We start from the raw sequence: 19,633 nt of genomic DNA, 5'->3' as shown, positions 1-19,633 counted from the left end.
GGCCGGGTCGTCATCTTCTTGCGCAAACACATGTTTGCGGGGAGGCAGACCTGATGCTCAAGACAACCCTCACAGCGATCGCGCTGATCGCCACGACCACCTTCGTCCCGGCCGCAATGGCCCAGGACAGCAATGATGCACTGACCGTCATCCATGCCGGCTGGCTGCTGGCGGTGCCGGGCGAAGACCCGGCGATGGAGCAATCCATCCTGATCCGCGGCGAGCGGATTGAAGGGATTGAAGCCGGCTATGTCACGCCGGACGGGGCCACCATCATTGATCTCTCCGATGAGTATGTGATGCCCGGCTTCATCGACAGCCATGTCCATCTGCAATCGGAACTCGGCCCGGGCCGTCGCTTCAACGCCTTCACAATGTCGGCCCCCGATCTCGCCTTTGACGGGGCGGTCAATGCCCGCACCACACTGATGGCCGGCTTCACCACCGTGCAGGATGTGGGCGGCAATTTTGAAGCGTCTCTGGCCCTGCGCGACGCCATCGCGGCCGGTGATGTTCCCGGCCCGCGCATGCGCGTGGCTGGCTCGGCCGTCACACCGACCGGCGGCCATGCCGATATCAACGGCTTCTCGCTCGACGTGCTGCACATGTTCGCCAGCGAGAGCGCCTGCAATGGCGTGGCGCAATGCCGCGAAGCGGTGCGCACGCTGATCCGTGGCGGCGCCGACGTGATCAAGATCACCGCGACCGGCGGCGTGTTGTCCGACACCGCGGCCGGCGTCGAGCAACAATTCTTCGATGACGAACTCGCTGCCATTGTCGAGGCCGCCCACATGATGGGCCGCCGCGTCACCGCTCACGCCCACGGCGTGACCGGCATCAATTCCTTTCTCGAAGCGGGCGGCAACTCGATCGAACACGGCACCTATCTCGACCGCGAAAGCATCCGCCTGATGCGCCGCAATGGCGCTTATCTGGTGCCGACCGTGCTGGCCGGTATCACCGTCGCCGAACTGGCCGAGACAGCGGATTTCATGACCGACAATCAGCGCGCCAAGTCGCGCGAGGTCGGTCCGGTCATGCTGGAGATGGCCCGCCGGGCCCATGAGGGCGGCGTCACGATCGCCTTCGGCACCGATAGCGGCGTCTCCCGCCACGGTCTCAATGCCCGCGAATTCGAGCTCCTCGTCGAAGCTGGCCTGACCCCGATGGAAGCCATTGTCACCGCCACCATCAACGCCTCGCGCCATCTGCAGATGGACCAGGATATCGGCACCATCCAGGCGGGTCGTTTCGCCGACATCATCGCCGTCGACGGCAATCCGCTGGAGAACATTTCCGAACTCCGCGAGATGGGTTTCGTGATGAAGGGCGGCGAGGTTTACCGGGACTGATGAGCGAGATCGACGACAGTTTTTCCGGCACCAAGCCGGTTGTGGACGCGCTGGCCTTTGACGAGGCCGCGCTGGCGGCGTGGATGACGCGCCATGTCAGCGGCTTTGAGGGTCCGCTGACGGTGAGCCAGTTCAAGGGCGGCCAGTCCAACCCGACCTACAAGCTGGTGACGCCGGGCAAGGCCTATGTCCTGCGCCGCAAGCCGCCGGGCAAGCTGTTGCCATCGGCCCATGCCGTCGACCGCGAATTCCGCGTGATGAAGGCGCTGGGCGGCCAGGGGTTTCCGGCCCCGGTCATGCACGGGCTGTGCATGGATCGGGAGGTCGTCGGCACCGAATTCTACATCATGGATTTCGTCGAGGGCCGGATTTTCTGGGATCCGCTCCTGCCCGATCTCGACACATCCGAACGCGGCGCCATTTACGATGCCTCGAACGCCACGCTGGCCCATCTGCACGGCATTGATGTCGAGGCCGCAGGGCTGGGTGACTACGGCAAGCCGGGCAATTATTTCGAGCGCCAGATCGGCCGCTGGACCAAGCAATACCGCGCCGCCGAGACCACGACCGTTCCCGCGATGGGCCGGCTGATCGACTGGCTGCCGACCGCCGCGCCCGAACAGGAGCGCACCAGCGTCGTGCATGGCGATTATCGCCTCGACAACATGGTCTTCCATCCCACCGAGCCGCGCGTCATCGCTGTCCTGGACTGGGAACTCTCAACGCTTGGCGACCCGCTGGCCGACTTCACCTATCAGCTGATGGGCTGGGTCATGCCGCCGGAGATCCGCAACGGCCTCCTGGGCGTCGACATCACCGCGCTCGGCATCCCGACGATCGAGCAATACACCCAGGCCTATTGCGAGCGCACCAACCGCTCGGGCATCCCGGCGCTGGATTTCTACTTCGCCTACAACATTTTCCGCCTGACCTCGATCATACAGGGCGTCTATGCCCGCTCCCTGCAGGGCAATGCGTCCAACGCCACCGCGTCACAGATGGGCGCGGCTGTCGAACCAATGGCCGAGGCGGCGTGGGGGTTCGCGAAACAGGCGGGGGCTTGAGGGGGCAGGGAAACTATCTGCTGGTGCAGGGAGCGCCGGGCGGTTGGATGAACACGCCCCGAAAGCACTCAATCGTTACGCTCTCGGTCCCGTTTGCGACGCGCTTCCTCTGCCGTCGCCGCGAGGGTCACGACAAAAACCATCAAACCCAAAAAGGCCCATGCAGGCCAGAGCGCAATTTCTATTTCACCGATCATGACCGGCTCTCCAATCGGCCCAAGTAGAACGCACAAATCCAGCTTATCACAACCAAGGCGGCACCGGCAGCAAAACTACCGGGCCGGACAACTCCGTCACCGGTAAACAGCGACAATCCGAGCAACCCCAACCCGACCGCACGACTGGACTGTTCCCAGCTACGCCACAGCGCCTGATTGGCGGTCAAACCCGCCGGTTGCCATCGGGCCAGCCTGGCCAGCATCACGCTCAATATGAGCCGCAACTTTCCAATCCATCCAAGCAAGACCCCATTATACAAGTTCTGGTTATGTTCCACAAGCCATACACCCGCCTGCACCCGGCACTCGCCCTCGCCTCAGCCCGCGATATAGTCGCCCGATGATCGCTGCCTTCATCCTTCTCGCGACCTTCATCACCGCCTTTATTTCCGGTGTGTTCGGCATGGCGGGCGGGTTGATCCTGATGGGCGCGCTGGCGCTGGTCCTGCCGGTGGCCTCGGCCATGGTCGTGCACGGCGTGATCCAGAGCGTGTCCAATGGCTGGCGGGCCATATTGCACCTCAAATGGATCGACTGGCGCATACTGGCGATCTATCTCGCCGGCTCGGCCGGCGCCGCCGGCCTGCTCGCCTTTGCCAGTTTCGAGCTGTCCAAGCCCTGGCTGTTCATCATCCTGGGACTGGTGCCAGCGGTGATCTGGCTGCCCAAACACATCCTGCATCTCGATGCGGCCAAGCCGCACCACGCGGTGGCCTGCGGCTTTGTGGTGACCGGGTTGAATGTCGTCGCCGGCGTGTCCGGCCCGCTGCTGGACGTCTTCTTCGCCGACACGCAGAGCGACCGGCGCAGCATCGTGGCAACCAAGGCGGCGACCCAGGTCGTCAGCCATGGCGTCAAGATCGCCTATTACATCCTGCCTGCGCTCACCGCTGCCAGCCTGCCACAGGCGCAATGGCTGCTGGTCGCCGCCCCGCTCGCCATTCTCGGCACGACCGCCGGCGCACGCTTCCTGGCGCTGATGAGTGATGTGCAATTCCGCAAATGGACGAAATGGATCGTCTCGGTCATCGGCGCAATCTATGTGCTGCGCGGCGCCCTGTTGCTCATCGGAGGATCGGCATGATCATCACGCCACAGGTTCGCGAGAATGCGATTGTCCGCCTGGAACCGCTCACCGACGATCATCGCGAGGAACTCCGCCCGCTCGCCGCCGAGACAGAGCTCTGGGCGCTGACCTCGCTGCGCGGCGATGGCGAGCATTTCAACGCCTGGTTCGACCTGATGCTGTCGGGCACCAAGGCCGGCACGCAGATCTCCCACCTCATCCGCCGGCAAGAGGACGGTGTGGCGGTGGGCCATTCGGCCTATCTGACCCTCGCCCCCGAGCATAAACGCCTCGAAATCGGCTGGACCTGGTATGGCGCCATGGCACGCGGCACCAAGATCAATCCGGCCGCCAAACGCCTGCTGCTCGGCGGCGCCTTCGAGGCCGGGGCGGAACGGGTCGAGCTCAAGACCCATCATCTCAATACCCGCTCGCAAGCCGCCATGACCAAGATGGGCGCAACCCGCGAAGGCACGCTGCGCCGCCATCTCCTGTGCTGGACAGGCGAATGGCGCGATACGGTGTTCTTCTCGGTGCTGAAAGACGAATGGCCGACGGTCAAAGCCGGACTGGATGCGCGCCTGGCCTAGCCGGCGACGCAGCTATCGGTGAGACCGGCGATACGGCCACCGCGAATTTCGAGCTCGACCTGGCCGGCCAGATGTTCGTCCGTGGCATAGACGAGAAGGTCGGCTGGCGATCCGGCTGACAGGACTGCTGCCGTGCGACGGCTGGCGGCGGTCGAGGTGCGAATGAAGATCGCGCCGGCGCTCGCCGTCGGCTGCACGCCGGGGCGGACGATGGCGCCGGGCCGGCCGAGTTCGATGATGGCCTGACCGGTTTCCAGCTCGATTTCCGAACCGATGGCCGAGATACGGCCGGCCTCGATCAAGATATCCTGGTCGTCCCATTCCCCGGACGCATCGATAATGGTGACATCGCGCAGCAGGATCGGCGCATCGGCGCAAATGGCGGCCTCGGCCATGGCGGCACCAGAGCCGGCAAGCGCCAGGGCGGAAACGAGGAAAGTTTTGATCAGTGCACGACGCATCGGAGCGCTCCGCTTGGATGGCTCCTCTTCGTCCGGCGACCGATTCAACTCAAGACAAGGTTTTATGACAAGTTGGCGTTAACGCGAATTGCCGAAATAACGTAACTACTTGACGGGCAGGGTGGTGACGAAGTCGGTGGTCATTTTCGCCCAGGCCGACAGCGCCTCATCATCGAGGTCGGACGGCCCGTCCACCGTCACCCATCCCGTCATGACACGGCCGGTCAGATCCATTTCGCGGGCACCGGGTTTGGCCAGTGCGGCGACATATTGGTCAGGGCCGACGCGGACATGAAGCTCATCCCGGGACGTCCCGAAACTCATGTTTCCACCGATCATCAGGGCGATACCACCGAACATGCGGCGACGTTCCGGGCGTTGGCCCAGTGCCACCAGGGCGGCCTCCATGCGGTCGACAAGATCAGGATCATAAGCCATCGCGACGCTCCACTGCCTTCGCCTTGCGCCGGGCGCGGAAGAAATCCTTGAGCAGGGCCGCACCTTCATCGGCGAGAATGCCGGACACGACATCGGGACGCCAGTGGCAGGTCGGCTGTTCGAAAAAGCGCGTGCCGCTGATCACCGCCCCGCCCTTTTCGTCGCTGGCACCAAACACCAGCCGGCCGATGCGGGCATGGCTGATGGCGCCGGCACACATGGCGCACGGCTCGAGCGTGACATAGAGTTCCAGACCGGTGAGCCGGTAATTGCCCAGCGTCTCGGCCGCCGCGCGCAAGGCCAGTATCTCGGCATGGGCGGTCGGATCATGGCCGGCGATCGGACGGTTATGGGCCTGCGCGACAATGCTGTCCGTGGCCGGATCGACGATCAGTGCACCGATCGGTGCCTCGCCAGCCTCAGCTGCCGCTTGCGCCAGGCGTAGCGCCGCCTGCATAAAACGTGTATCGCGCGGGTTCGTCATACTGCGCGCGATAGAGCGCCGCATCGAAAGGGTCAAGCGTGACCGGAACTGCCGACACCTCAGAACGTATTGCCAAATTCCTCGCCCGCGCCGGCGTGGCCTCACGCCGCGAGGTCGAGCGCATGATCGAGGGCGGCCGCGTCAAGGTCGATGGCAAGACGCTCGACACGCCGGCCTTCAAGGTCACCGGCACGGAAATGATCGAGGTGGACGGCAAACGCGTCGAGCCGCCAGCCGCGACCAAGTTGTGGCGCTATCACAAGCCGGACGGTCTGGTGACGACCCATGCCGACCCGGAAGGGCGCGAAACCGTGTTCGACGCCATCCCCAAGGATATCGGCCGGGTGATCTCGATCGGCCGTCTCGACCTGACGTCGGAAGGCTTGCTGCTTTTGACCAATGACGGCGCCCTCGCCCGCGCCCTGGAACTGCCCTCGACCGGCTGGACGCGCCGCTATCGCGCCCGTGCCTTTGGTTCGATTTCCGAGTCAGCGCTGAAAATCCTGCGCGCCGGGGTGACGGTGGAAGGGATCAAATACGGCCCGATGGAAGTCGAGGTCGAGCGTGAGACCGGGTCGAATATCTGGCTGGAAATCGGCATTCGAGAAGGCAAGAACCGTGAAGTCCGCAAGGCGCTCGACGCGGTCGGCCTGCGCGTCAACCGCTTGATCCGCATCGCCTATGGCCCCTTCCAGCTCGGCCAGCTGGAAAAGGGCGAGATCAAGTCCGTGCCCTCGCGCGTGCTGCACGACCAGTGCGGCCATCTGATCGAGATGGGTGAGACACCGACCGGACAGGCCATCGCCAAGCCGCGCGCGCCCAGCCGCCCGCCGCGCAAGCCCGGCCAGAAGCCGGGGCAACGGCCTGCAGGGCGTGCCATGGGCGGACCGGGCCAGCCGGGTCGCCCCAAGCGCGAAATCGATGACAGCCTGCTCGAGCCAACCCAGAAAGGTCGCCCGCTCGACGCCAAGTCCACCCGCGCCCGCCGCGACAAGGATGGCAAGCCGACGGCCAAGCCGGCACCGCGTCCGAGCGGCCCCAAGGGCAGCGCCCCGAAAGGCAGCCGCAATGACGGTCCACGCGGCGGCAGCGGTCGTCCGGGTGGTCCGCGCAAGCCGGGCGGCCGGAGCTAGTCCGGCATGCGCATCGTCGGCGGAAAGTTCCGCAATCGCGCCCTCGTGGCACCGAAGGGCAAATCGACCCGGCCGACCTCGGACCGGGCGCGCGAGAACATGTTCAATGTGATCGAGCATGCCGACTGGTGCCCGCCCCTCGACGGCGCCCGTGTCGCCGACATCTATGCCGGCTCCGGCGCGCTCGGCCTGGAAGCCCTGTCGCGCGGCGCCGCCTTTTGCCTTTTCATCGAGATGGCCGCCGAGGCCCGTGGCGCCATCCGCGACAATATCGATGCGCTGCAACTGTTCGGCATCACCCGCATCCACCGCCGCGACGCCACCGCGCTGGGCGAAAAACCCTCCAATCTGGGTGAGCCCTTCACCCTCATCTTCCTCGACCCACCCTATGGTTTCGGTCTCGGCACCAAGACGCTGGAAAAACTGATCGAGGGAAACTGGGTCAGCGAGGATGCGGTCGCCGTGCTGGAAGTCGGCGCCGAGGAAGAGCCAGCGACGCCGGGGTGGGTGTGTCAGGTGGAGAAGGTCTATGGCGCCGCAAAAGTGCTGTTTCTGACGCGGGGCTAGGCCCCCTCATCCCCCCTGCGGGGACCTTCTCCCGCGAGGGGAGAAGGCGTATGAGCCGGCCTTCATCAAGAACGCCCTCTCCCCTTGCGGGTTGAGGAGCCAAAGGACAGTCCTGTGGACTGTCTGACACGACGAAAGGTGGCCCGAAGGGCCGGGTGAGGGGTCACCGCCGCCCGAACAGCCGCTCGATATCGCTCAGCTTGAGCTCGACATAGGTCGGCCGACCGTGATTGCACTGGCCTGAGTGCGGCGTGGCTTCCATTTCGCGCAGGAGGGCGTTCATTTCTTCGCCGGTGAGGCGGCGGCCTGAGCGGACACTGCCGTGGCAGGCCATGGTGCCGACGACGTCTTCCAGCTTTTCCTTCAAGGAGAGCGCCTGGTCGTACTCGGCGAGATCGTCGGCGAGGTCACGGATCAAGCCCTGGACGTCGAGTTTTTTCAGAAGCGTGGGCGTCTCGCGCACGGCGATGGCGCCCTGGCCGAAGGCTTCGATGACCAGGCCGAGTTCTTCCAGTTCCTCGGCCCGCTCGAGCAGTCGACGCGCTTCGGCTTCGTCGAGGTTGACGATTTCCGGGACCAGCAGACGCTGACGCTGGACACCGGTCTCGGCGATCATCTTTTTCATGCGCTCATAGACGAGGCGTTCATGGGCGGCGTGCTGGTCGACGATGACGATGCCGTCACCGGTCTGGGCGACGACATAGGTCTCGTGCAATTGCGCCCGGGCGACACCCAGGGGCCAGTCCGGCGGCGGGCTGGCAGGCTGTTGGGCGGTATCGAAACCCTCCGGCGCCCCCTCGCCCATGCCGGTGCCATAGCCTGATGGATCCGGTTCAACGCGCGCCGACATGCCAGGATCAAAGACCCGGTCCTGGACCGGTTCCGACGGCGGCCGCGGCGCGCCCCAGGCGGCCAGGCTGGCGGTGTGCGACTGATACCCACCCGGCGGCGGTTGCGGCGGCTGATACCCCTCGGGACGGACCCGCCCCAGCGCATAGCCGGCGACCGTGGTCGAGGCGCGGTGACCGGCCGCGGCCAGGGCATGGCGCAGGGAGCCGACAATCAGGCCGCGCACAAGCCCGGCATCGCGGAAGCGGACCTCGGCCTTGGCCGGGTGGACATTGACGTCAACCAAACCGGTCGGCAGTTCGACATTCAGCGCCACGACCGGATGGCGATCGCGGGCGAGGAAATCCTGGTAGGCGCCGCGCACAGCGCCGCCCAGCAGCTTGTCGCGGACGGGACGACCATTGACGAAGAGATATTGGTGCATCGCATTGCCGCGCGAATAGGTTGGCAGGCTGGCAAAGCCGAAAATGCGCACCTCATCGCGGGCCTGGTCGACCTCGAGGGCATTCTCGCCGAAATCGGCCCCGAGAATGGCTGACATGCGGGCGATACGCGCCTCACCCCCCTCACCGCGCTCGGCGGCGACCGATAGGCGTTTGCGACCGTCCAGGGTCAGAAAAAAGCCGACATCGGGCCGTGACATGGCCATGCGCTTGACGACATCGGTGATGCCGAGATTTTCCGAGCGTTCCGATTTGAGGAATTTCAGGCGCGCCGGCGTGGCGTAGAAAAGGTCGCGCACTTCGATCCGCGTACCGCCGCGTCCCAGTGGAGCCGCGGGAGCGATGCCATTGGTCTTGCCACCTTCCACCAGGATCGCCCAGGCGTCACCGGCGCCTTTGGCCTGGCTGGTGATCGAGAGGCGGGCGATGGAGCCGATCGACGGCAAGGCCTCGCCGCGAAACCCCATGGTGGAAATATTGAGCAGGTCATCCTGCCCGTTATCACCGACCGGCAGTTTGGACGTGGCATGGCGCTCGATGCACAGTTCCAGCTCGGCCGGGCTCATGCCCTTGCCGTCATCCTCGATCAGCAAACGGGCCAGACCACCGCCCTCGGCCGTGATGTCGATCCGCCGGGCGCCGGCATCGAGGGCGTTTTCGGCCAGTTCCTTGACGACAGAGGCCGGCCGCTCGACGACTTCGCCGGCAGCAATACGGTTCACCGTTTCCGGTGGCAGGCGTCGGATGATGGGTTGGGTCATGGCCAAAGACATGAGGCCAGCCTCTTGGCTGGCCCCGAGTCGGTCAAGTGTGTGTGCCTGCCCTCATGGACAGGACGGCCTCAAAGGCCCGGCAATTTGGGCAGCAGGCGGCGATCGCGCTCGATTTCCACATCGCCACCACCGGTGACATTCTGGATGCGCTCCTGGGCCAGGGCTTCGGCTTCGGCGTCGAGCGGGGTGGCATCACCACGCGGACGATATTCACCATCGCGCCAGAACAGGACCATGTCGGCAAAACCGCGATTCTTGCGAACAACGCTGGCCATCTCGCCGTCAATGATCGAGCGGATGAAGGGATCAGCACCACCGCCACCGGCACGCGCGACCAAAAGGGCCTCGGCGTCGGAGCCTTCAAACTCACCTTGCGAGCCGAGCAGGGCAGCACGCGCCTGCTGGTCGGGATAGATCTCGTCCGGGCGAGGCTCACCGGGACGCGGCGGGCGCAGATTATATTCCGGCGGAACCGTCAGCGGTGCGATGGTCACGGTGCGGAACTCATCCGGTGTCGAGCGCTCGGCGCCGAGCGCGCGCGAGACATTGCTGCAGCCGGAAAGGGCGATGGCCGCGGTGGTCGCGGCGAAAATAGCAGTACGCAAACGCATCTCTGTGAGACTCCGAATTTTTGTCTGCCGCAGCTTAACCCAAAGCCGGGGCATCACTCCACCCCGCATTCCACACTAGGTGTCGGATGCGGGTTTGCGGTCATTGAAGAAGACGTCGAGCAGGATGGCAGCGACGCCGAGATTGATGCCGACATCAGCGATATTGAAGACGTAAGGAAAGTAAACATCTGAGAAGTTGAGGAAATCGACGACAGCGCCATAAAGCCCGCGATCAATGGCATTGCCCAACGCACCGCCGATGATGAACCCGAAAGCGATGCCTTGCAGTCGGCGGGTCGCCCGGATCGGCCCGGCATTGAGCAGTCCCGCGATCAGGCCGGCGGCGACCAGCACGGAAAAGGCGATCAATATGGTCCGGCCGATCGGCCCGTCGGCGCCCAGAAGGCCGAAACTGACACCCTTGTTCCACACCATGGTGAGGTCGAAGACCGGCGACACTTCGATATGACCGCAGGTATTGGCCAGGGTGAGCCGCTCGGCCCCCTCGGCGCGTTGATAGTCCAGACAACCGGCCGGCGAGAAATTGAGGCCGGACAACACCCACCATTTCGAGAGCTGGTCGAGCACCAGGATCACGGCGGCAATGCCCAGACCCAGGCGCGGGACCGGCGACGCGGCAAAGCGCCGCCGGATCTCGATCGCCCACTCAGGCATGGGTGGCGTCCCACCAGGCGACCGCATCCGCATCGCGCGGGCTCAGGTCGGGATAGCGTGTGTCGGCGCCGATCTCAGTCGAATATTTCCACGAGCGAGCGCATTTGGCGCCTTCGGCCCGGCCCGGCACCACAGCGACGTCCGCGACATCGTCGAGGCGGAAGGCTTCGCCGCTCGCGTCACCATCAACCAGATAAGCCTGGCTGGTGATGCCGATCTCGGCCAGGAAGTCATCGACATCCCCGTTGGTCTCGGCAGCCAGGGCAGCCCGATAGGCCGCATCGGTCACATGAACGCGCGGCGCGGCCTCAAGGCTCGACCCGATGCGCTTCTCGCGGCGCTCGACTTCCAGGGCGCCATTCACGACGCGGCGCAAACGGCGAATGGTGCGCCAGTTCTCCGCCAAGCTACCATCCTGCCAGTCGCCCGGCGTCTTCGGGAAAGTGCGCAGATGCACGCTGTCATCCTCGGACGGGAAGCGCGACAACCAGGCTTCTTCCATGGTGAAGGGCATGATCGGCGCCAGCCAGGCGGTCAGGCGCATGAAAATCTCGTGCATCACCGAGCGGCAGGCTTTGCGGCGATCATCATCGGGCCGGTCACAATACAGGCTGTCCTTGCGGATATCGAGATAGAAGGCCGACAGATCGACGACACAGAAATTGAACAGCGCCGAATAGACCTTCTTGAAGTCATAGGCGGCATAGCCATCGCGCACGACACCATCGAGCTCATGCAGGCGATGCAGCATGAAGCGCTCGAGAGACGGCATGCGGTCATGCGGCACGTGCTCGACGGTTTCGTCAAACCCGTGCAGCGCGCCCAACAGGTAGCGCAGCGTGTTGCGCATCTTGCGATAGGCATCGACCGAGGTCTGCAGGATCTCCTCGGAGATGCGCAGATCATCGGTGAAGTCCTGGGCCGCGGCCCACAGGCGCAGGATTTCGATGCCGTATTTCTTGCCGATCTCGATCGGGGCCAGCGTATTGCCCAGCGATTTCGACATTTTCCGGCCATCGCCAGCCATCACGAAACCATGGGTCAGAACGGCGTCATAAGGCGCCCGGCCGCGGGTGCCGGCGCTTTCGAGCAGCGAGGACTGGAACCAGCCGCGATGCTGGTCCGACCCTTCCAGATAGAGGTCGGCCGGCCATTTCTGATCGGCCCGCGGCTCCAGCGCGAAAGCGTGGGTACAGCCACTGTCAAACCAGACATCGAGAATGTCGGTGACCTTCTCATAGGCGTCGGCGTCATACTCGCTGCCAAGGAAGTCGGCGGCCGGACGCTCGAACCAGGCGTCAGCACCATCGGCGACAACCGCATCGATGATGCGTTCATTGACCTTTGGGTCGTTGAGCACACGGGTGGTGCCCTTTTCCACGAACATGGTCAGCGGCACGCCCCAGGCACGCTGGCGCGAGATCAACCAGTCCGGCCGCTGCTCGACCATGGAGCGGATGCGGTTCTCGGCGATCTTCGGCGTGAAGCTGGTCTCCGAGATGCCCTTCAGGGCCTTCTCGCGCAGCGTGCCGCCGGACTTCATCGGCCGATCGATGGCGACAAACCATTGCGGTGTATTGCGGAAAATGACCGGCGCCTTGGAACGCCAGGAATGCGGATAGGAGTGCTCGAGACGGCCGCGTGCGAGCAGTTTGCCCTGCACGATCAGCTCGTCCATCACCGCCTTGTTGGCCGGCCCGTCCTGGCCCTGCTTCTTGCCGTCAAGGCGGATGATGTTCAGCCCGGCAAAGACCGGCACATGCGGATAATAGGCACCGTTCTCGTCGACCATGTGCGGGACCGGCGCGTCCTTGTCATGCCATTCCGGCGCCGACATCCAGGCCACATAGTCCTCGGCACCATGGCTGGGCGCGGTGTGCACAAAACCGGTGCCGGCCTCGTCAGTGACATGATCGCCGGCCAGCAGCGGCACCGGATAGGACCAGAAACGGTCGAGTTCGGAGAGTGGGTGCGAACACACGAAGCCGGTCGGATCGATGGAGTCAACGCGTTCCCAATTGCCGATCATCGCGGCCTTGGCCGTCTCTTCCCACAGCGCATCGGCTGCGATCAGAAGGTCGCCCGGCATGGCCCAGGGCGTGAAATCGCCGCCATCAACGCCGGTCACCTTGTAGAGGCCATAGCTGATCTCGGGCGAATAGCAGATCGCGCGATTGCCCGGGATGGTCCAGGGCGTCGTCGTCCAGATGACGACATGCGCACCGATGCAGGATTTCGGGATGGCGCTGCCGTCCTTGCGCACGCCGCGCACGGGGAAACGCACGAAAATCGTCGAGGAAACCTTGTCCTGATACTCGACCTCGGCTTCGGCCAGGGCGGTCTTTTCGACCGGCGACCACATCACCGGGGCTGAACCGCAATAGACCAGGCCCTGATCGACGAAGCTGAGGAATTCGCGCACGATCGCGGCTTCGGCCTCGAACGCCATGGTGGTGTAGGGATCATCCCACTCACCGCTGACACCCAGGCGCTGGAATTCCGACGACTGGACGCCGACCCACTCGCTGGCATAGGTCCGGCATTCGGCGCGAAATTCCTGGACCGGGATATCGTCCTTGTTGCGCCCCTTGGCACGAAAATTCTGTTCGACCTTCCACTCGATCGGCAAGCCGTGACAGTCCCAGCCCGGCCGGTAGGGCGCATCAAAGCCGGCCATCTGCTTGGAGCGGACGACCATATCCTTGAGGATCTTGTTCATGCCGGTGCCGATATGGATATGGCCGTTGGCATAGGGCGGCCCGTCATGCAGCACCCAGCGCTGCCGGCCGGCGCTTTCGGCCCGCAGGCGCTTGTACAGGTCAAGCTTGGCCCAGCGTTCCAGCCATTCCGGCTCGCGCTGCGGCAAGCCGGCGCGCATCGGGAATTCCGTGGTCGGCAGGAAAAGCGTGTTTTTGTAATCACGGGAGGTGGCGGCGGTATCTGTCGCGCCAGTCGTCGAGGGCGTGTCCGTCATCGGATCGGATCCTTGCGGTCTTTTATGGTCATGGGTTCAAGGCAGGACATGTCCCGGAACCGCCCACATCACATGCGGCGGCCCGGGCCGGTAATTCGCCCGATGGCGAGGGCAGCAGCGGGCGCTGCCGGGCGGATGAACAGGGACATTGAGACCATGCCTCGCGTGTAACAGAGCCGCTCAGGCCGGTCCAGACAGGCCGCTCAGCACCTTGCGGGCGGCGATGGCGTCCTCGGCAATCTGGGCCTTCAGCGCCTCCAGCCCGTCGAACCGCTTTTCCGAGCGCAGATGATCGAAGAACTCGACCTCCAGCTTGCGACCGTAAAGGTCACCGGACCAGTCGAGCAAATGAATTTCGAGCAGTTCCGTGACGCCATCAACCGTCGGCCGTTTGCCGATATTGGCAACGGCAGCGATGGACGGGCTGTCACCATCGACACCCACCCGGACGGCATAGACGCCATAATCGGGGCGCACATAGTCGCCCAGCGTCAGATTGGCGGTCGGAAAGCCGATGGTGCGGCCACGCTGATCGCCGCGCTGAACGATGCCCTCAACGGCCCAGGGCGTGCCCAACAGCGTCTCGGCGGCACGCATGTCGCCATCATGGATGGCCTTGCGGATACGCGTCGAGGAGACCTTGTCGGCGCCATTGCCGTGCAGTTCGGCAAAGGCCGTTGCGATGCCGTGATCCGCGCACAGGCGGGCGAGATCGTCGGTGGCGCCCGCCCGACCGGCCCCGAAACGGAAATCCTCACCGGTCACAATACCGGCAATGCCCAGCCCGTCGGCGAGCACATCGCCGACGAATTCGGCCGGAGTCATCCTTGCCATATCCATGGAGAAAGGCAGGATGTGCAATTGTTCGACGCCCAGGCTTTCCAGGATGCGGTTACGCCGGGTTTCGCTCATCAGCCGGAAGGTCGGCGCGTCCGGCGCGAAGAAACGACGCGGATGCGGGTCGAACAGGGCGGCCCCGAGCGGCGCCTTCAATGAGCCGGCCAGACCACCCGCCAGCGCAATGACGTGACGATGCCCCATATGGACACCGTCAAAATTACCCAGGGCAATGACAGCGCCACGACTATCACCCGGCAATTGATTATGACCTCGCAGGATTCTCATCCGCGATCAGTCTGTCGAGGCACGGCGTTGCTTGCGAACCATGACCTCGGCCTCCGCCTGCATGGTCAGTTTCTCGCCGACATAACAGGTACAGTCCATGACCGCCTTGCGGGATTTGAGATCGACCGATTTCACTTCAACACGGGTGCGCACCTCGTCGCCGATCCGGGTCGGATGGAAGAAGCGCATGTTGAGGCCAAGGAAGATGGCGCCCGGTCCGGGCAGCTGATTTCCGAGCACGCCGGAAATATAGGATGCGACCAGCGCGCCATGTGCAATCCGGCCGCGAAAAGGCGTCTTGCGGGCGAATTCCTCGTCCATATGCACCGGGTTATAGTCCCCGGACACCTTCGCGAACATATCCAAATCATCTTCAGTGACAGTTCTAACTGCCTCTGCGGAAAGACCAATTTCCATTTCTTCAAGGGCGATGCCGCGCACTTCCGACATGTGTGACTCCATCTTTGTATCCGCTTTAACCGATTTTTATCCGCGAATGTCTAGGGTCCTCGCTGAAGACAGCGGAACAAGCTGTCCTTGTGTAAACGCGCCGAGTGGATGGAGACTAAGCATGGCTGTCGATATGACGATGCCGATCCTGGTCGTGGATGACTACAAAACCATGATCCGCATTATTCGCAACCTGCTCAAGCAGATCGGGTTCGAAAATGTGGACGAGGCCGCCGATGGCCAGGAAGCCTACGCGAAAATGCAGGAAAACAAGTACGGTCTGGTGATCTCAGACTGGAACATGGAGCCCATGACGGGCTACGAGCTCCTGCAGAAAGTTCGTGCGGATGAAAGCATGAAGGCAACGCCCTTCATCATGGTAACCGCAGAATCCAAGACCGAAAACGTGGTCGCGGCGAAGCGGGCTGGTGTAAACAATTACATCGTGAAGCCCTTCAACGCCGGAACCCTCAAATCGAAGATGTCGGCTGTTCTCGGCGACTTCTAGTCGCTTGATGAACCGCCTCACCCTCGTTTGAGTCTGCAAAGGAAGGAGGGCCCCATGCCCGCCGCCAATGTTGCCGCGCAAGTCCGCACGTCTCTTGCTTCTTTGAAAGCGAGTGATCTGCAGGACGCCCAGATCATGGAAGTCCTGAAGCTGGCGCACCAGCTGACGGATACGATGAAGCTGTTCTTCAGCTCCCTCGACCAGTCGATCTGCCAGGAATTCAACTATATCGCGGACTATATCTCACGCACTCGCGACGAGATTGCTGCCCTGCGACCGAACGATATCAAGACGTCGCGTATCCCGTCAGCCGGTCAGGAACTTGAGGCCGTCGTCGGGGATACCGAACGGGCGACCGAGACCATCATGAGCGAGGCGGAAGCCGTGCTCTGTGACGATGAAGCCGACTATGACGCCTACCGCGCCAATGTCGAAGCCCGCATGATGACCATCATCGAGGCGTGCAGCTTCCAGGATCTCGCCGGCCAACGGGTGTCCAAAGTCGTGACATCGCTGCGCCACGTGGAAAACCGCGTGTCCCGCTTTGCCGAAGTCATGGGCGTTCGCGATGCCGACCAGGTTGTCGAGGAAACCGCCGAAGACAAGCGCAACCGTGAGCAATTGCTCAATGGCCCTGCCATCGGCGGTCCGGAAACCAGCCAGGACGACATCGACGCGATGTTCGCCGACGCGGCCCCGGCCTCGGATCTCGACCAAGGTTCGATCGACTCCCTGTTCGATTGACCGGCCACACAGCTACCAGGTGAGACGGTCCGCGACATAGCGGGACGACACACCATAATCCTTCAGCGCTGCGGCGGCTGTCTCGACATCGAGGCGGCCGCCGTTCAGCGTTTCGCCGAGAATTCCGTCGGCGATGAAGAGGCAATCGACCCCGGCCCGGCTGGCCCCTTCGACATCGGTCTCCGGACCGTCGCCAATCGCCAGCACGCGATCCAGGTCGACCTCGAAACCCTTTGCTTCCAGCGCCCGCTTCGCCAGTCGGTAGATCGGCCGGTGCGGCTTGCCCGCGACAATGCTGGCCCCGCCCAATTCGCGGTAATACCGGGCGATCGCACCGGCGCAGAAGACCAGGCGATTCCCCGATTGCACGACAATGTCCGGATTGGCGCAGACCAGGTCCAGCCCACGCTCCAGCGCCCGTCGCAACACCGCGTCGTAATCCTCCGGACGACCGTTGAAATAGTCGTCGGGGCCAGTGCAGGAAATGAAGTCTGCCTGCTCGATATCAGTGAATTCCAGATCGAGTCCGGCATACAGGCTGCCATCCCGCTCCGGTCCGATATTGAAGGCCTTGCCTGGCGTCCGCTTGACCAGCTGGCGATGGATCGCATCGCCGGAGGTCACGACCGCATCGGTTGCGGCATCCGGCAGGCCCATATCTGCGAGGAAATGCACCAGCGACGAACTGCGTCGCGGCGAGTTCGAGACCAGACAGACCCGACCGCCGCTGGCCCTGAAACGCATCAATGCATCAACGGCCGGCGGGAGAAGATCACTGCCATCACGGATAACACCCCAGACATCGCAATAGAGCGTGTCATAGCGGTCGCGGAGCGGGCCGAGTGTGGCGAATTCAGGTAACATGCCGCGCTTGAAGCAGGCGCAAGGCAAGCGGTCAATGCGGCGCGTTGGTCAAGCCGTCATCTGGATGACATTGCTGTCGGCGTCGCGCCCCGTGCCCTTGCCGCTGTCGCGGGCAGTCTCCAGCACGTCATCACGAACCGGGCGAGGTTCGCCGAACAGGTGGCCCTGACCATAGGCGACGTCCATTTCCAGCACTTCAACCACCGTCGCCTCATCCTCGATCTTGTCGACGATGAGTTCGATCCCGTGGCGACCGAACAGGCCCGCCATGTCTTCGGTGGCGATGGCACCGGCCTCATAGCCGGCAATCGACTCGTAATTATCGATCGCATCGAGCAGGCGACGGCCGCCGATCTTGGCGAAGCGGACACCGGCCCGTTCCATCTCGGTCAGGTCAAGCTCGACATGGTGGATCTGGTCAATCGAGAAGCGGAAGCCGAAATCGGCCATGCGGGCCATGTTGCGGGCCGCAATGGCGTCACGCTCTTCAAAGGCCTGCTGCGAAATCTCGAAGATCAGTGACCCGGACAGATCCTTGTTCTGGCGGATAAAGTCGAGGAATTCCGGGAAGAAGGTCTCGTCGGCCAAGGAGTTGAGCGAGACATTGCAGAAAATCGCGACCTTGCGGTCCTGACCGGTCAGGCGGCGCACGATCTGGACGCAACGGAACAAGAGGAGATTGTCGACCTCGGTCATCAGCCCGGCCTCTTCGGCGGCGGCCATGAAGGCGCCCGGCGCGAGGATGCGGCCGGTCGCATCGCGCAGGCGGGTATAGCTTTCATAAAAGGCCGTGCGGCGCTGCGGCAGGGTGACGACCGGCTGCAGGTAGAGATCGACGCGGTTGGCAGCGAGCGCTTCGCGAACCGTGTCGATGTCAGTGCGCGAGGCGGATGCGGCAGCCGTCGGCATGTCGGCCCGCGCTTGCGCGTCGGCCGGACCAACCCGGCGGACCAGGTCTTCGAGCACTTTCACTTCATGCACCAAGGCATTGTCGCGCTCGACCGATTCCGCGCGCAATTCGTCGGCGATCTCGTCAATGCGCGACTGGGCCGCCTCGAATTCCTCGGCAAGCGCCAGATTGGCCGCCTTGAGTTCATGGATCTCGGATTCCAGCGCCCGACGCTCCTGGCCACGGGCGGCGGCCGAATGGGCCATGCCGGCCACGACGAAGACGATCGCCCCCATCATCCAGGCATTGAGCGTCGGCATCAGACCGAAGAACTCGAAGCCGATCGCGGCAACGGCCGCAATAGTGATGTAGGTCAGCAGGATCAAAATGTCGGATGCGCGGGGCATGTCGGGCCTTCGAATCAGCGAAACGTCAGGTGTGCTTGAAGGTTAAACTGTGTTGGCGCGGGTTGTCGTTTGGTTAACGAAGGTAAACCCTGATCGGGTATTCACCATCTAACATATTGATCTATAATGACATGCATAAATTAAAGCGGCCCACCTTGGAGGCGGGCCGCTGGTCGTTTCCTGTGGAGAATCAGTTTGCCTACGAGGCGGCGTGCGGCCGGATCAGGATTTCAACGCGACGATTGCGCTGACGCCCGTCCGCCGTGTCATTCGAGGCGATCGGTGAACGCTCGCCCATGCCGGCGATGTAGAAACGGTCCCGCAACACGCCTTGGGCGATGAGATAATTGCCGACCGACAGGGCCCGACGCTCGGAGAGCTGCTGGTTGTAGTCCGCGGCGCCAACCGAGTCGGCATGACCAACAACATCGACATAGGTGGCCGGGTAACGGTTCAGCACCGTCGAGACATCACTGAGGATGCTATAGAACTGGCCCTGAATGTCAGCGGAGTTGGTCGCGAAGGTGACATCGCCCGGCATGATCAGGCGCAGATCATTGCCCTCGCGGCGGACACCAACGCCGGTGTCGGACAGGGCTTCGCGCATGGCCGTTTCCTGGCGGTCCATGTAATTGCCGATGGCCCCACCGGCGAGCGCGCCGATGCCGGCACCGATCAGGGCGTTGGTCCGGCCCTCTTCGCTGTCATTGGTGTTGGTGAGATAACCCAGCGCCGCACCGGCAGCTGCGCCCAGGAGAATGCCGCGCCCCGTATTGTTGGCCCGGGTCTCGCCGGTATAGGGGTCGGTCGTCGTGCAGGCTGCCATGGACAGCGCAGCGACGGTCAGAATGGTCGTGCGGAGAATGGTTGGGCGGAGTTTCATCGTGTATCCCTCTCGGTGACGCAACTAGATGCCTATCATATCGATTTATATGACAGCTATGGCAA

Annotated in this window: 21 protein-coding genes; 8 read left to right on the top strand and 13 right to left on the bottom strand. The window is 63.5% G+C overall.

The genetic code is table 11. The features are described 5' to 3' along the window. Positions 1-53 precede the first annotated feature (53 nt). A complete protein-coding gene (locus C7435_RS02190; RefSeq protein ID WP_121209847.1) occupies positions 54-1,352 on the top strand; it encodes a metal-dependent hydrolase family protein in 1,299 nt (432 codons plus the stop codon). Then, a complete protein-coding gene (locus C7435_RS02185; RefSeq protein WP_121209846.1) occupies positions 1,352-2,416 on the top strand; it encodes a phosphotransferase in 1,065 nt (354 codons plus the stop codon). The genes C7435_RS02190 and C7435_RS02185 overlap by 1 nt, the downstream gene beginning before the upstream one ends. A gap of 68 nt (positions 2,417-2,484) precedes the next feature. On the opposite strand, the gene C7435_RS17310 is transcribed toward C7435_RS02185, so the two are convergent. Next, complete coding sequence (locus C7435_RS17310) at positions 2,485-2,613, bottom strand: hypothetical protein (RefSeq protein ID WP_267896421.1); 129 nt, start codon at positions 2,611-2,613, stop codon at positions 2,485-2,487. Between the two features lie 361 nt (positions 2,614-2,974). Between C7435_RS17310 and C7435_RS02180 the strand changes: the two genes are divergently transcribed. Both C7435_RS02180 and C7435_RS02175 read left to right on the top strand, forming a co-directional pair. Then, on the top strand, positions 2,975-3,718 hold the full coding sequence (locus C7435_RS02180) for a sulfite exporter TauE/SafE family protein (protein ID WP_121209845.1): 744 nt from the start codon (positions 2,975-2,977) through the stop codon (positions 3,716-3,718). Beyond that, positions 3,715-4,290, top strand: coding sequence for a GNAT family N-acetyltransferase (locus C7435_RS02175; protein ID WP_121209844.1), 576 nt, complete (start codon positions 3,715-3,717; stop codon positions 4,288-4,290). Before C7435_RS02180 ends, C7435_RS02175 begins: the two co-directional genes overlap by 4 nt. Here the strand turns inward: C7435_RS02175 and C7435_RS02170 are convergent. From C7435_RS02170 to tadA, 3 genes are all read right to left on the bottom strand, one after another. Next, positions 4,287-4,751 carry a hypothetical protein gene (locus C7435_RS02170; protein WP_121209843.1) on the bottom strand — a complete coding sequence of 155 codons (465 nt, stop codon included), beginning with the start codon at positions 4,749-4,751 and terminating at the stop codon, positions 4,287-4,289. The two genes, C7435_RS02175 and C7435_RS02170, sit on opposite strands and share 4 nt — an antisense overlap. Positions 4,752-4,856: 105 nt before the next feature. After that, positions 4,857-5,189, bottom strand: a complete 333-nt coding sequence (locus C7435_RS02165) for a TfoX/Sxy family protein (RefSeq protein WP_075188879.1) — start codon at positions 5,187-5,189, stop codon at positions 4,857-4,859. Beyond that, entirely contained in the window at positions 5,179-5,673 is a 495-nt protein-coding gene (tadA, locus tag C7435_RS02160; protein WP_233350656.1) for a tRNA adenosine(34) deaminase TadA, read from the bottom strand. The genes C7435_RS02165 and tadA overlap by 11 nt, the downstream gene beginning before the upstream one ends. 38 nt (positions 5,674-5,711) lie before the next feature. Here tadA and C7435_RS02155 point away from each other — a divergent pair, with 38 nt between their 5' ends. Both C7435_RS02155 and rsmD read left to right on the top strand, forming a co-directional pair. Further along, a complete protein-coding gene (locus C7435_RS02155) occupies positions 5,712-6,806 on the top strand; it encodes a pseudouridine synthase (RefSeq protein ID WP_121209842.1) in 1,095 nt (364 codons plus the stop codon). A gap of 6 nt (positions 6,807-6,812) precedes the next feature. Next, the gene (gene rsmD, locus C7435_RS02150; RefSeq protein WP_121209841.1) at positions 6,813-7,373 is read left to right on the top strand and encodes a 16S rRNA (guanine(966)-N(2))-methyltransferase RsmD; all 561 of its coding nucleotides are present in this window, start codon (positions 6,813-6,815) and stop codon (positions 7,371-7,373) included. A gap of 163 nt (positions 7,374-7,536) precedes the next feature. Here rsmD and mutL read toward each other — a convergent pair whose 3' ends face one another. The 6 genes from mutL to C7435_RS02120 form a co-directional block, all read right to left on the bottom strand. Then, the gene (gene mutL / locus C7435_RS02145) at positions 7,537-9,426 is read right to left on the bottom strand and encodes a DNA mismatch repair endonuclease MutL (protein WP_233350655.1); all 1,890 of its coding nucleotides are present in this window, start codon (positions 9,424-9,426) and stop codon (positions 7,537-7,539) included. Between the two features lie 80 nt (positions 9,427-9,506). Next, on the bottom strand, positions 9,507-10,049 hold the full coding sequence (locus C7435_RS02140) for a DUF3035 domain-containing protein (protein WP_075188876.1): 543 nt from the start codon (positions 10,047-10,049) through the stop codon (positions 9,507-9,509). Positions 10,050-10,124: 75 nt separating this feature from the next. After that, entirely contained in the window at positions 10,125-10,724 is a 600-nt protein-coding gene (gene lspA / locus C7435_RS02135) for a signal peptidase II (RefSeq protein ID WP_075188875.1), read from the bottom strand. After that, complete coding sequence (ileS, locus tag C7435_RS02130; RefSeq protein ID WP_121209839.1) at positions 10,717-13,698, bottom strand: isoleucine--tRNA ligase; 2,982 nt, start codon at positions 13,696-13,698, stop codon at positions 10,717-10,719. The genes lspA and ileS overlap by 8 nt, the downstream gene beginning before the upstream one ends. 180 nt (positions 13,699-13,878) lie before the next feature. Beyond that, positions 13,879-14,823 carry a bifunctional riboflavin kinase/FAD synthetase gene (locus C7435_RS02125; RefSeq protein WP_121209838.1) on the bottom strand — a complete coding sequence of 315 codons (945 nt, stop codon included), beginning with the start codon at positions 14,821-14,823 and terminating at the stop codon, positions 13,879-13,881. Between the two features lie 6 nt (positions 14,824-14,829). Next, a complete protein-coding gene (locus C7435_RS02120; RefSeq protein WP_233128237.1) occupies positions 14,830-15,285 on the bottom strand; it encodes a MaoC family dehydratase in 456 nt (151 codons plus the stop codon). Between the two features lie 109 nt (positions 15,286-15,394). Here C7435_RS02120 and C7435_RS02115 point away from each other — a divergent pair, with 109 nt between their 5' ends. Both C7435_RS02115 and C7435_RS02110 read left to right on the top strand, forming a co-directional pair. Beyond that, entirely contained in the window at positions 15,395-15,781 is a 387-nt protein-coding gene (locus C7435_RS02115) for a response regulator (RefSeq protein WP_075188872.1), read from the top strand. 54 nt (positions 15,782-15,835) lie between these two features. Then, positions 15,836-16,525 (top strand): protein phosphatase CheZ, encoded by a 690-nt coding sequence (locus C7435_RS02110; protein WP_075188871.1) that lies wholly within the window; start codon positions 15,836-15,838, stop codon positions 16,523-16,525. A gap of 12 nt (positions 16,526-16,537) precedes the next feature. Here C7435_RS02110 and C7435_RS02105 read toward each other — a convergent pair whose 3' ends face one another. The 3 genes from C7435_RS02105 to C7435_RS02095 form a co-directional block, all read right to left on the bottom strand. Continuing rightward, the gene (locus C7435_RS02105; protein WP_121209837.1) at positions 16,538-17,389 is read right to left on the bottom strand and encodes a TIGR01459 family HAD-type hydrolase; all 852 of its coding nucleotides are present in this window, start codon (positions 17,387-17,389) and stop codon (positions 16,538-16,540) included. A 48-nt stretch (positions 17,390-17,437) separates the two neighbouring features. Further along, positions 17,438-18,685 (bottom strand): EAL domain-containing protein, encoded by a 1,248-nt coding sequence (locus C7435_RS02100; RefSeq protein ID WP_121209836.1) that lies wholly within the window; start codon positions 18,683-18,685, stop codon positions 17,438-17,440. 199 nt (positions 18,686-18,884) lie between these two features. Next, positions 18,885-19,568, bottom strand: a complete 684-nt coding sequence (locus C7435_RS02095; RefSeq protein WP_075188868.1) for a YiaD family glycine zipper/OmpA-like lipoprotein — start codon at positions 19,566-19,568, stop codon at positions 18,885-18,887. Between the last annotated feature and the right edge of the window lie 65 nt (positions 19,569-19,633).

This window comes from Maricaulis maris (assembly GCF_003634045.1).
GTDB classification, from domain to species: Bacteria; Pseudomonadota; Alphaproteobacteria; order Caulobacterales; family Maricaulaceae; genus Maricaulis; species Maricaulis maris.
Note: the sequence above shows the minus strand (reverse complement) of the source record. Positions and strands in the feature narration are given on the sequence as shown.